The organism is Phosphitispora sp. TUW77 (assembly GCF_048453025.1).
Classification (GTDB): Bacteria; Bacillota; Thermincolia; order Thermincolales; family UBA2595; genus Phosphitispora.
Map to the genome: position 1 here is coordinate 633,687 of NZ_CP156677.1, position 12,772 is coordinate 646,458.

General features: G+C 38.4%; 10 protein-coding genes. All 10 read left to right on the top strand.

What is annotated here, in order from left to right; translation table 11 throughout:
- Window positions 1–3: 3 nt before the first annotated feature.
- The 10 genes from ABFY19_RS03040 to ABFY19_RS03085 all read left to right on the top strand — a co-directional run bounded on the left by ABFY19_RS03040 (window position 4) and on the right by ABFY19_RS03085 (window position 12,771).
- Complete coding sequence (locus ABFY19_RS03040; protein WP_418791776.1) at window positions 4–555, top strand: DUF2815 family protein; 552 nt, start codon at window positions 4–6, stop codon at window positions 553–555.
- 73 nt (window positions 556–628) lie between these two features.
- Complete coding sequence (locus ABFY19_RS03045) at window positions 629–2,569, top strand: DNA polymerase (RefSeq protein WP_418791777.1); 1,941 nt, start codon at window positions 629–631, stop codon at window positions 2,567–2,569.
- 55 nt (window positions 2,570–2,624) lie between these two features.
- Window positions 2,625–2,840, top strand: a complete 216-nt coding sequence (locus ABFY19_RS03050) for an SHOCT domain-containing protein (RefSeq protein ID WP_418791778.1) — start codon at window positions 2,625–2,627, stop codon at window positions 2,838–2,840.
- Between the two features lie 61 nt (window positions 2,841–2,901).
- On the top strand, window positions 2,902–4,461 hold the full coding sequence (locus ABFY19_RS03055; RefSeq protein ID WP_418791779.1) for a recombinase family protein: 1,560 nt from the start codon (window positions 2,902–2,904) through the stop codon (window positions 4,459–4,461).
- Complete coding sequence (locus ABFY19_RS03060) at window positions 4,461–4,877, top strand: recombinase (protein ID WP_418791780.1); 417 nt, start codon at window positions 4,461–4,463, stop codon at window positions 4,875–4,877. The genes ABFY19_RS03055 and ABFY19_RS03060 overlap by 1 nt, the downstream gene beginning before the upstream one ends.
- Window positions 4,877–6,451 carry a recombinase family protein gene (locus ABFY19_RS03065; RefSeq protein ID WP_418791781.1) on the top strand — a complete coding sequence of 525 codons (1,575 nt, stop codon included), beginning with the start codon at window positions 4,877–4,879 and terminating at the stop codon, window positions 6,449–6,451. Before ABFY19_RS03060 ends, ABFY19_RS03065 begins: the two co-directional genes overlap by 1 nt.
- A gap of 514 nt (window positions 6,452–6,965) precedes the next feature.
- The gene (locus ABFY19_RS03070; RefSeq protein ID WP_317330518.1) at window positions 6,966–8,444 is read left to right on the top strand and encodes an Lsa family ABC-F type ribosomal protection protein; all 1,479 of its coding nucleotides are present in this window, start codon (window positions 6,966–6,968) and stop codon (window positions 8,442–8,444) included.
- 33 nt (window positions 8,445–8,477) lie between these two features.
- The gene (locus ABFY19_RS03075) at window positions 8,478–8,972 is read left to right on the top strand and encodes a nucleotidyltransferase domain-containing protein (RefSeq protein WP_317330516.1); all 495 of its coding nucleotides are present in this window, start codon (window positions 8,478–8,480) and stop codon (window positions 8,970–8,972) included.
- Window positions 8,973–9,504: 532 nt separating this feature from the next.
- Complete coding sequence (locus tag ABFY19_RS03080) at window positions 9,505–11,100, top strand: ATP-binding protein (RefSeq protein WP_418791782.1); 1,596 nt, start codon at window positions 9,505–9,507, stop codon at window positions 11,098–11,100.
- Between the two features lie 219 nt (window positions 11,101–11,319).
- Entirely contained in the window at window positions 11,320–12,771 is a 1,452-nt protein-coding gene (locus tag ABFY19_RS03085; RefSeq protein ID WP_418791783.1) for an ATP-binding protein, read from the top strand.
- Window position 12,772 lies beyond the last annotated feature (1 nt).

The window sequence follows — 12,772 nt, forward strand, 5'->3', positions numbered from 1 at the left end:
ATTATGGCAAATAACACTAATAAAACTAAGGTTATCACAGGTGTAAACACAAGGCTCTCTTATTTCCACGGTTGGGAGCCGGTATCTATTAACGGCGGTGCTGAGAAATACAGTGTGTCCGTTCTCATTCCAAAGGATGATAAGGAAACCATAGATGCAGTAAACGCTGCTATCGATGCAGCTATTGAAGAAGGTATTGCAAAGTTTGGTGGTAAGAAACCGAATAAAGCTACCATCAAACTTCCTCTCCGTGACGGAGATGTAGAGCGCGATGATGAGGCATACAAGGGGCATTATTTTATCAATGCCAATAGCGTAACCGCACCGCAGATTGTAGACAAAAGAGTTAAGCCTATTATGGATCGAAGTGAAGTGTACAGCGGTTGTTACGGTAGAGTTTCTCTTAACTTCTATGCTTTCAACTCCAACGGCAATAAGGGTGTAGCCTGCGGTCTTGGTAATATTCAAAAGATTAAGGACGGCGAACCTCTCGGTGGAAAGACTTCTGCCGCAGATGACTTTACTACTCTTGTGGATGATGACTTCCTTGCCTAATAGAAACGGTAACTTTACGGTGGTGGAGGCACTCCCTCTGCCACCTTTTTTCTTTTAGGAATGGAGGTATGTTATGAAGAACTTGGAAATCGATATTGAAACATACTCATCTGTCAATTTGCAAAAGAGCGGAGTTTACCGTTATGTAGAGGCAGATGACTTTGAAATATTACTATTTGGATATTCTGTCGATGGCGGAGAGGTTATGGTGGTTGACCTTGTGAGTGGAGAAAAGATACCGAAGAAGATACTCGATGCATTAACCGATGAAAATATAACCAAATGGGCATTCAATGCTCAGTTTGAGCGTGTCTGCCTTTCCCGTTATCTTGGCTATTCCTTTGGATATTATTTAAATCCTTCATCATGGAAATGTTCAATGGTATGGTCTGCATATATGGGACTTCCCCTTTCCTTGGAAGGTGTGGGTGCCGTTCTTGGCCTTGAAAAGCAAAAGCTGACCGAAGGTAAAGACCTTATAAGATACTTCTGTGTTCCGTGTGCTCCTACCAAATCCAACGGTGGAAGAACTCGTAATATGCCAGGAGATGATGAGGATAAATGGCAGAGGTTTAAGGCTTACAACAAGCGTGATGTTGAAACGGAAATACAGATACAGCAAAGGCTTATAAAGTTTCCTGTTCCGGAAGACATATGGGATGAATACCATCTCGACCAGGAAATCAATGATCGCGGCATAAAAGTTGATATGGATTTTGTAAAACAGGCTATTGCTATGGATGAGATTTCTCACGAAAAGCTGATGGCAGCAATGCAGCAATTAACAGAACTTGATAATCCCAACTCGGTACAACAGATGAAAGGCTGGCTTTCTGAAAACGGCCTAGAAACAGACACGCTTGGTAAAAAAGTTGTGGCGAAGCTATTGAAGGATGCACCGGAGCATTTGGCTGAAGTTCTTAAGCTCCGTCAGCAACTTGCAAAATCATCTGTGAAAAAATATACGGCAATGGAAAATGCTATTTGTGCAGATTCTCGTGCCAGAGGTATGTTCCAATTTTATGGCGCAAACAGAACCGGCCGCTTTGCAGGACGGCTTGTGCAATTACAGAACCTGCCTCAAAATCATATGTCGGATTTAAAAGAGGCACGAGGCATAGTGAAAAGCTGTGATTACGAAACACTTGAAATGCTCTATGAAGACATACCAGACACGCTCTCACAGTTGATTCGTACAGCCTTTGTACCAAAGGAAGGCAATAAGTTTATCGTTGCAGACTTTTCAGCAATTGAGGCTCGTGTGCTTTCATGGCTTGCAGGTGAAGAATGGCGAACCGAAGTATTCGCAAGCGGCGGTGATATTTATTGTGCATCTGCATCTCAGATGTTTAAAGTTCCTGTTGAAAAGCATGGTGTGAACGGTCATCTAAGGCAAAAAGGAAAAATAGCAGAATTAGCACTTGGATATGGCGGATCAGTCGGTGCATTAAAGGCTATGGGTGCATTGGAGATGGGACTTGCAGAGGAAGAATTGAAACCCCTTGTAAATGCCTGGAGAGCATCCAATCCAAACATCGTAAAGTTCTGGTGGGATGTTGATAGCGTTGTTAAGAAATGTATCATGGAAAATAAGTCTCAAGAAATTAACAACATTAAGGTTCACTGCATGAGTGGAATGCTCTTCATTGTTCTCCCCTCCAGCAGACAACTTGCCTATGTAAAACCACGTATCGGTGAAAACATCTTCGGTGGTGAGTCTGTGACTTACGAAGGTGTAGGTGGAACAAAGAAATGGGAAAGAATTGAAAGTTATGGACCCAAGTTTGTAGAAAACATTGTTCAGGCAATTTCTCGTGATATTTTGATGTATGCCATGAAGACACTCCGTATTTGCAACATCGTGGCTCATGTGCATGATGAAGTAATCATTGAGGCAGAACCTCGAATTTCGATAGACAGCGTATGTGACAAAATGGGCAGCGTCCCTCCCTGGGCAAAGGGGCTACTCCTTAATGCCGATGGTTATGAGTGCGATTTTTATAAAAAAGATTAGTGAAAACATCAGATTTCACCTCCCGCCGTGGCTACCAGGTAGGAGGTGTTTTTCTATGAATGTTTTTCAAGTCACAGACAACAGCCAAATACATGGTGAAGCAATAAAGATGACTAACAGCCAAATGCAGAAAGAGGCTGATTATTATATGGCTCAAAAACTACTCAAACAGCTTTTATCTGCGGGTTTAATTTCACTGGATGAATTCGACAAAATTACAGAGTTGAATCGTAAAAAGTTCTCACCTGTTTTAGCAAAGATAATGTCCTAAAACACTTGCTATTACTGGCTTTTAGAGCGAATATGTCATATACCGAAAGCGAGGTGAGATGATGAAAAAGATATTTAAAGTTGACAATATAGCAGCCACTTCAAAGAGAAAACTTCGTGTTGCTGCATATGCCAGAGTTTCTACTGACAGCGATGAACAGTTGGTAAGTTTAAAGGCTCAGAAAGAACACTATGAGAGCTCCATTAAATTAAATCCAGAATGGGATTTTGCAGGCCTTTATTATGATGAAGGCTTGAGCGGTACTAAGAAAGATAACAGAACCGGTCTTTTGGATATGATCGCAGATGCTGAGCAAGGCAAGATTGATTTTATTCTTACAAAGTCAATCAGCCGTTTTGCAAGAAATACAACCGACTGCTTGGAAATGGTAAGAAGACTGAGTGATGTTGGTGTGTTCATTCAATTCGAGAAAGAAAACATTAATACAGGTTCTATGGAAAGTGAGTTAATGCTCTCCATACTAAGCGGTCTTGCCGAAAGCGAGTCTGTTTCCATTTCACAAAACAGTAAATGGGCTATTCAGAAACGTTTTATAAATGGCACTTTTATAATTTCCTACCCTCCATACGGTTACATAAATGCTGATGGAAAGATGGAGATTGTGCCTGAGGAGGCAGAAATAATTCGCACCATTTTTAGAGAGTGTATTAACGGCAAAGGAGCCTTTCTCATAGCCAAAGAATTAAATGAGCGAGGCATTCCATCAAAGCGAGGTACAATATGGCATCCGTCAACGGTTCAAGGTGTTCTTAAGAACGAAAAATATACCGGAGATGTAATCTTTCAAAAGACCTATACAGACAGCAAATTTAACCGCCATATAAACTACGGCGAAGAAAATCAGTACCTTTTTGAAAATCATCATGAGGCTATTATCACCCATGAGGATTTTGAAAAGGCACAATCGATTATGGAGCAACGTGGTAAGGAAAAGGGTGTTCTTAAAAAGGAAGGAAAATACCAAAAGCGGTATGTATTCTCCGGCATAATAACCTGCGGAGAGTGCGGTTCCCGTTTCAAAAGACGTATTCATTATTCCGGAAAGAACGAGTATATCGCCTGGTGCTGTACAAAACACATAGATCACACAGTTAAATGCTCAATGAAGTTCATCAAAGATGAAGATATTAAGGCTGCATTTGTAACTATGCTAAACAAGCTGGTTTTTTCTTGTGATGTGCTACTCAAACCCTTTATGCAAGGGTTGAGAAATATTGATGAGAAAGCTTATCTCAAGAAGATAACTGAAATTGAGGAACGGATTGAGAAGAACGAAAATCAGCGTAACGTGCTTATGGAACTTATGTCAAAGGGACTTTTAAATCCGGGACTGTTTACAAAGCAGAATACCGAATTATTAAGTGAGTTTGCTCGGCTTGCCACAGAGAAAAAACATATATCTTATGCGGTAAGCGGTAATGCATCAAAGATAGATGAAACCCAAAGGCTCATAAGGTTCTGTAGCAGAAACAGAATGGCATTGAAATTTAACGATAATGTTTTTGAGGATTTTGTATATGAGATAGTTGTAAATTCCAGGGAAGAGATTGTATTTAAAATGAAATGCGGTCTTTCCTTAAAAGAAAGGCTGGTGGATTAATGACACATACACCATATGGTTACCGCATTGAAGGCGGTAAGGCAGTTATAGATGAAACGGCAGCAGGTCAAGTAAAAGAACTCTTTGAAGGTTATAACTCTGGGTTGGCTCTTACAGTGGCTGCCGAAAAAGCAGGACTTAAATTATACCACGCTTCAGCAAAGAGAATGCTACAAAATGAGCGTTATGTTGGGGATGATTATTACCCTGCCATTGTTGATAGCGAAGTTTTTAATAAGGCAACCAATGAAATTCGCAGACGGGCACTGGCTCTTGGAAGAATAAAGGAATATAGAGAGCCATTACCGCCCACTCCACAAACAAGATTTAAAATGAGCAGGCAGACGAAGTTTTTTGATGATCCTTTTGTACAAGCTGAATATATGTACGGCCTGATAGAAAGCGAGGTGGAGTGATGGCTAATATAAATGTAGGCAAAAATGTTACTGTCATTCCGGCTCGAAAACGGGTTGGCAATACAGTATCAACAGAAAATATACCGAAACTCAGAGTTGCAGCATACTGTCGTGTTTCTACGGATACAGATGAACAGGCTACAAGTTACGAGGCACAGGTGGAGCATTACACAGATTTCATTAGGAAAAATACTGAATGGGAATTCGCAGGCATCTTTGCTGATGATGGTATCTCAGGCACAAACACGAAAAAGCGTGATGAGTTTAACCGTATGATAGATGAATGCATGGCTGGTAACATTGACATGATTATTACCAAGTCTATCAGCCGATTTGCCCGTAACACCTTAGATTGTCTAAAGTACATCCGTGACTTAAAAGCAAAGAACATCCCCGTATATTTTGAGAAAGAAAATATTAATACAATGGATGCCAAGGGTGAGGTGCTCCTTACCATTATGGCATCCTTGGCACAACAGGAAAGCCAGTCACTTTCGCAGAATGTTAAGCTTGGTCTTCAGTACAGATACCAACAAGGCAAAGTGCAGGTCAACCATAACCGCTTTCTCGGATATACAAAGGATGAGGACGGAAACCTTATCATTGAGCCGAAAGGTGCTGAGGTTGTAAAGCGAATTTTCAGAGAGTACCTTGAGGGCGAGAGCCTCGCAGGAGTTTGTAAAGGTCTGATGAGAGATGGTATTTACACAGCGGCGGGCAATTCAAAATGGAGACCAGAAACAGTCCAAAAAATACTGCAGAATGAAAAATACATTGGTGATGCACTGTTACAGAAAACATATACTGTGGATTTCTTAACAAAAAAGCGTGTTAAGAATGAAGGCATCGTTCCCCAGTATTATGTCGAGAATAATCACGAGGCTATCATTCCAAGAGAGCTATATCTGCAAGTGCAGGAAGAAATGAAACGCAGGAGCCTTTTATTCAAAGGCAAAGAAGGAAGGAGAAGGATATATAGTAGTAAGTATGCATTATCCTCCATCACCTTTTGTAGTGATTGTGGAGACATATATAGGCGGACTTATTGGAACAACCGTGGCAAGAAGTCTACTGTATGGAGATGCGTTACTCGATTGGAAGAGGGACCGAAAGGTTGCACATCAAGGACAATTTCAGAGGAAGACCTCCATGCTGCAGTAGCAGAGGCATTTAATCAGGTTCTTAGCGGTGGCGAATCGATGATTGCGATTTTACGAGAGAATATTGAGTCGGTGGTGTGCGTGAGCAATGAACAAGCCATTGCCAACATTGACAAGCAAATGGAAGAAAAACAGATAGAACTCATTAGCTATGCTAATTCCGGCAAAGACTATGAAAACCTTGCTGATGAAATACAGGCACTTAGCGAAAGAAAGCAAACTATCCTTACAGAGGAAGCGGAAAGCCAAGGCGAAAAAGACCGAATTACAGAGATGATGGAATTTATAGAAAACCATGCAGATCAGAGCCTTGATTACGATGAAGAGTTGGTAAGGCTCTTAGTTGAGAAAGCAACTATATTTGAAAACAACTTGGTTGTGAGGTTTAAGTCAGGAATTGAAGTAGAAGTATAAGCATAACTTGGATACAGACCGCCAATTAGGAGATTAATCCTCTCTTGGTTGGCGGTTTTTTCGATTCACTCTTTATTGACTTTTTTGACCTATTATAGTATAATGATAAAAATTGAAATTTGAGGTGAAAAAATGATTAATTTTTCTTGCTAATTTTAAAGTACATTTAATACAAAGATAGACAGGTGCGTTCTGTTTGTTTTGTTGTGCTTATGCAAGAAAGTTATTCTTTTTTCTCTTAATATATACACTTATGTTATGCTAAAATGATTAGCTTAACTATGTATACCTATGAGCTGTAAGAATAATTAATTCTTGCGGCTCTTTCTTTTTTATAAATAATTCGAATAAGGAGGACAAATAACATTATGATAAATAAAGACACTTTGCTAACACATGATAATCTCCATATAGAGTCGGACACTGCAGGCGATACCTATATGGAGTAATAACAAGGTCGCCTATTGTTCTGACTTTGTTATTTATACTATTAAATACAGAGGAGGACAAAAATATGTCTTTAATAAATGTTACAAACCTAACCTTTGCTTATGAAGGTAGCTATGATAATATTTTTGAAAATGTAAGTTTTCAAATTGATACCGATTGGAAATTGGGCTTTACCGGAAGAAATGGAAGAGGAAAGACTACTTTTCTAAATCTTTTGCTTGGGAAATACGAATATAATGGAAGTATATCAGCTAATGTAACTTTTGAATATTTTCCTTATGAGATGCAGGATCCAGAAAGTTTTACCATAGATATCATAAAGGAAATCAGTCCCAATTCAATGGATTGGGAAATAATGAAAGAAGTATCCTTGTTGGATATAGATGATGATGTTTTATATAGACAGTTTAATACACTATCAAAAGGTGAGCAGACCAAAGCTTTGCTTGCTGCAATGTTTTTGAAGGAAAACTCATTTCTTCTTATTGATGAGCCTACAAATCATTTGGATGCAGAAGGTAGAAAAAAGCTCAGTAGCTACTTGGCAAAAAAGAAAGGATTTATTCTGATTTCACATGATAGAGCTTTTCTAGATAATTGTATTGATCATATTCTAGCAATTAACAAAACTAATATTGAAATACAGAGAGGAAACTTTTCTTCATGGTGGAGAAACAAAGAATTACAAGATAGTTTTGAATTAGCAGAAAATGAAAAATTGAAAAAGGATATCGGCCGACTTTCGAGTTCAGCGAAACGTACAACTGTATGGTCAGATAGTGTGGAAAGCAGCAAGCATGGAACTACTAATTCAGGGAGTAAATTAGATAAAGGTTATGTTGGACACAAAGCAGCAAAAATGATGAAGCGTGCTAAAAATATAGAATCTAGACAACAAGATATGATTGATGAAAAATCAAAGCTCCTTAAAAATATTGAATCTAATGAAAGCTTAAAAATAGCACCGCTTACTTTCTATGACAAAAAACTTGTAGAACTTACAGATGTTGCAATTGAATATGATGATAGAATTGTCTGTGAAGGAGTAAGTTTCACTATAGAGCAAGGTGAAAAGATTGCTATTCAAGGGAAGAATGGCAGCGGAAAATCAAGCATATTGAAATTAATTTATGGAGAGGACATCCCCCATAGTGGAATTGTAAAAAGGAATAATAGGTTAATTATTTCGTATGTTTCACAAAATACTTCGGATTTAGATGGTAACTTATCTGAGTATGCAGATAAACACCGTATTGAGGAGAGCTTATTTAAATCGCTGCTAAGAAAACTTGATTTTTCAAGAGAACAGTTTGAAAAGAATATTGAGGATTTTAGTGGAGGACAGAAGAAAAAGGTATTGCTTGCTAAAAGTCTGTGTGAACGAGCACATTTGTATATTTGGGATGAACCATTGAACTTTATTGATGTCATTTCTCGTATGCAGATTGAGAAATTGTTAATTGAACATGAACCTACAATTTTGTTTGTTGAGCATGATAGTACATTTTGTGAAAATGTTGCAACAAAAACAATACAATTGTAAAAGTAGAAATGGTAATTTGAACGGAGGGATTACATGGTAAATAAAACAGATGCCATTGAGATAATAACATATGCTGAAGAAAATGGAATTAACATTTGGATAGATGGCGGTTGGGGAGTAGATGCGCTATTAGAAGAAGAAACAAGAGTACACAACGATATTGATTTATTTGTGGGAGAAAGTAATAGTAAAAAGTTTATTGAAATATTAAAAGAAAAAGGATTTACTGAAGTTACAGAATCATATACCACCGTATCTCACGCCGTTTGGAAAGATGCTAAAGGCAGGATAATTGATCTTCATATATTTAAATTCAACGAACAAGGATACATTGTTTTTGAAGGAGAAGCATATCCTCCAGAAGTGTTTAGTGGCATTGGGAAAATAGGCGATAAAATAGTAAGATGTATTGATGCTGAAAATCAAGTATTATTTCACTTGGGATATGAGCATGATGAAAATGATGTGCATGATGTAAAACTATTGTGTGAGAGATTTAATATTCCTATTCCGAGTGAATACAAGTAACTAACTGATTCCAATTTATCATTGACCATTCTACCAAACGGACATTATTGGTCGACTGCATCTACCGAACAGGAAAAAAGTGTGGACTGTATCTACCGAACCAATAGGTTGAAAATGTGCGGTTGTTGTAATTAAAAACATACGGTCGAGCCACGTTGAGTGTGTTGTAGGAATGCAAAGAAAAGATACGTAGAAATCCTTAGTTTTCAGCACTTTGCGCGACATACTACTTTTACCACGGATGGTGAGGACTTCAGGAATAAGGTTTTGAAAAATAAAATTGATGTTTCAGTTGTATTGGACATTGAGTGTGTAGAAATGTTTAATGCTTGCTTAGACCTGTCTATATTACACAGTGTGAAGTAAATTTGAGACTGGGCAATGATGAGAGAATGTTGGCTTTTTAGCTGGCGTTCTCTTTTATTATATAGATAGAGTCATGAGATTAATGCAAATAATTTGGAGGAAATATAGGAAAGATGTGGAATTCTTAAATGAAATTACTTTGGCAATTTAAAAGTGAGGGTCAGTGATGCCATTAGTTAAAGTTGATCCCAATTTTTTTAATAATGATGCTCAGACTAATTTTGCCCCAGAAACTCATGCAAATCCTGGGTTGGACCTGACTCAAACTGCAATGTCTGCAACAAACATTTTGTTTGAGGGAATTCGAGGAACAGGAAAAACTCATATTCTTAAAATGATAAGAGATGAAAACCTAAAAAACTTTGCCAAAAATAGAATCTTGCCAGTATATATTTCCTTGGCGAGATTGTCTGAATATGAATCATTAGATGAGGCTAAATTTAGAACTTACCTTTATACAAATATTGTCAGACTAGCCTTTGAAACTATTAACCTAAATCGAAAAGTTATTGAGGAAGCCGGAAATACTTTGCTGTTAAAAAAATTGAGATCCGATGCGCTTATTCTTGAGTTTTTTACAGAAATGCCCTTTTCTGAGGTGTTAGATAGCGTAAAAGAGTTATTTGAACGGTTAAACAAAGAATTGCTGAGTAGTGAAATAAAAGTGGAAAAAGATAAGTCTAAGGGCTTCCTCGGCGAATTAGGCGTTAAAGGGCTAAAAACAGCTGGTAGCTACTCAGATAAAGAAAAAATAGAATATATTCTTCAAAGATTGTCGCACAATAATGCGTCAAGGTATATAATCGAGTTTTTTAAAGGACTGCACGATATATTAGAGCTTAACTATTCACTGCTGCTTTTGGACGAGATATCAGGGGTCTCGAATAAAGCACAAATTGAAGTTTTTCGTCTGCTAAAACTTATCCGAGCTTCAACGGAAACTTCGGAAGGAACAAATTTCTTATACTTTAATGGCAGTGTTTATCCTCCGCAGTCTACTAATTATGCATCGAAATCAAAAGGCCACGAATTCGATTTTATTCCTGGCGAAGATTGCAGTATGGAGTACCTTGAAATGGATGTATTATATGAAGAATACGAGTCCTTTTTCAAGTATATTACTGAGCGCAGGCTGCAAACCTTGCATCCTGAATCAAAAGGCAATATTCTTTGGCTGTTTGAGGACGAAAAAATCCAATTGTTAGCGGCTTTTGCTTCCAATGGGCTACCCAGAAGGTACTTCGAAATAGTTAAAACTGCCTATGGAGAGGCTAGTAAAAAATTTTCAGCTGTTACAGAGATTAAAAAAATTGATATGGTGTCAATAAGTTCGGCTATTCAAACGATTGTAGACGGCCAAACATTAAATGAAAGCCAGTTGACTAACAAAGACTTCTACTATTTAGAAAAGGTAATTATCCCACGGATTTCCGCTAGAAATACTGGGGCAGAAACCAGAAATGAAAGCCGTGAAGATGAAAAAAAATTGCCAGTACACTTATTTATCAGCACTTCAAGAACTGATAGACAAAAATTAGCTAACCTGATATATAGAGGCGTGATTCACAATTTGAGTCGTACACGCAAATCAAGAAGTACTACTGTTGATGATCCTAAAGGGATACTTATGATGCTAGATTTAGCTGTAGCTTACAACTATAGAGTATTTAACATTCAAAAGGCTTTAGATTATTTCCAAAATGATCTGCGCGAAAACGCAAAAAGAGGATATTTGTATTATTCGGACGTGACACTTGACTAAAATAGTTGGATAGTTGCTATATTTATTTTTAAAGGTTCTTATAGCAATTTCACGGGATATAAGAAATGATGCAACATGGTTGGAAATGAACTTGAACAGGATGTTAATTCTGTTGTTTTGGGTTAGATTTTTATACTAGAAGTTTGCCTCCCTTCCATTACAGCAAAAGGGTAGAAAAATGAAAATGCGATAAATGCGATAAGATTCATGAGGTGTAATATGAATCCAAAACTTGCAATTCCTGATGCTGCACCACTTGTATTGTCTTTGCGTTCAGTAGGCTATACGCTAGAAACTGCGCTTGCTGATATCATTGACAACAGCATCACCGCTAAAGCAACAGAAATAAATATTGATATTAAATGGAATAAAGAATTTAGTTATATAAGCATACGCGATAATGGATACGGAATGAATGAGGCTGATTTGCACCAGGCGATGAAAATCGGCTCAAAAAATCCGATTGTTCCAAGAGGACATAATGATCTAGGCCGTTTCGGCATGGGATTAAAAACTGCAGCCTTCTCATTATGCAAGCGTTTGACTGTTGGCAGCAAGCTTTTGGATGCAACTGCAATGTGCTTGAGAGTATGGGACATCGACAATATTGCTGAAACAAACAGATGGGAATTGTTTGATGGAAGTTCGACGCCTGGTTGGGAGGATGCCTTTGGCAGGTTTGGCAATTGCAAGCAAGGAACGATTGTAGTATTGGAAAAGCTGGACAGGCTCATTACGGAAAATCTAAGCGATCAAGCGATTGGCCGTTTTTGGCAGCGAATTGCCGATATGGAAAGGCATTTGTCCATGGTTTTTCACAGGTTTTTGTCGGGAGCCCAAGCAATAGCCATTTTTATTAATGGGAAGAAAGTTGAGCCATGGGATCCATTCATGCGGAACTGCCTTGCAACCCAGGAATTCAGAGAAGAATTCCTAGAATGCAATGGGATGAGTATTCGGGCCCAAGCATTTATTTTGCCGCATCACTCGAAATTATCAGTTAAAGAATATGATGAAGCTGGCCCTAGTGGATGGCTGGAGCAGCAGGGATTTTATGTTTATAGGAACAAACGCTTGATTGTCCCTGGCACATGGTTTAAAATGCTGCGAAAAAATGAGCCAGGTCAGCTTGCCAGAATCCAATTGGATTTGACTGGCGATATGGATTTTGAATGGAAAATCGATGTAAAGAAATCATCAGCAGCCCCTCCTTCTACACTGCGGGAAGGAATACGGAGGATTGCGAGAACAGCCCAAGAGGCTTCGCGCAAAGTCTATTACTATAGAGGAGCCATTATAAATCAGCAGATCAAGGCGGAAGACAATGATGCAATATGGGAGCAAGCCTCGATTCGAGGAAGAACATTTTTCAGAATAAACCGCGGCCATGCCCTGATCAAGGACGTAAAAGGTCAATTAGGCGCAGATGCTGAAAAGAAACTCAATACATTTTTAAGCCTTGTTGAAGGCTTTGCGCCTATGAACGCATCTTTAACTGGTCCTGTTTCAGGAGAGGCAAGCCAAGAAAATGAATTGATAGATAGTGCTGCAATCTTTTGCAGCGATCTGATTGACGCAGGCTATACTAAATGCGAGGCTCTGAGAAAGGTGCTCCAAATCAGCATCTATGAAGGAATGGCTGAAGCTATTGAAAACAAGCTGCAGCTTTGAA

Excerpts from the sequence above, each read along its gene's own strand:
- ABFY19_RS03040 (WP_418791776.1), top strand. The coding sequence starts at position 4 with ATGGCAAATAACACTAATAAAACTAAGGTTATCACAGGTGTAAACACA.
- ABFY19_RS03045 (WP_418791777.1), top strand. The coding sequence starts at position 629 with ATGAAGAACTTGGAAATCGATATTGAAACATACTCATCTGTCAATTTG.
- ABFY19_RS03050 (WP_418791778.1), top strand. The coding sequence starts at position 2,625 with ATGAATGTTTTTCAAGTCACAGACAACAGCCAAATACATGGTGAAGCA.
- ABFY19_RS03055 (WP_418791779.1), top strand. The coding sequence starts at position 2,902 with ATGAAAAAGATATTTAAAGTTGACAATATAGCAGCCACTTCAAAGAGA.
- ABFY19_RS03060 (WP_418791780.1), top strand. The coding sequence starts at position 4,461 with ATGACACATACACCATATGGTTACCGCATTGAAGGCGGTAAGGCAGTT.
- ABFY19_RS03065 (WP_418791781.1), top strand. The coding sequence starts at position 4,877 with ATGGCTAATATAAATGTAGGCAAAAATGTTACTGTCATTCCGGCTCGA.
- ABFY19_RS03070 (WP_317330518.1), top strand. The coding sequence starts at position 6,966 with ATGTCTTTAATAAATGTTACAAACCTAACCTTTGCTTATGAAGGTAGC.
- ABFY19_RS03075 (WP_317330516.1), top strand. The coding sequence starts at position 8,478 with ATGGTAAATAAAACAGATGCCATTGAGATAATAACATATGCTGAAGAA.
- ABFY19_RS03080 (WP_418791782.1), top strand. The coding sequence starts at position 9,505 with ATGCCATTAGTTAAAGTTGATCCCAATTTTTTTAATAATGATGCTCAG.
- ABFY19_RS03085 (WP_418791783.1), top strand. The coding sequence starts at position 11,320 with ATGAATCCAAAACTTGCAATTCCTGATGCTGCACCACTTGTATTGTCT.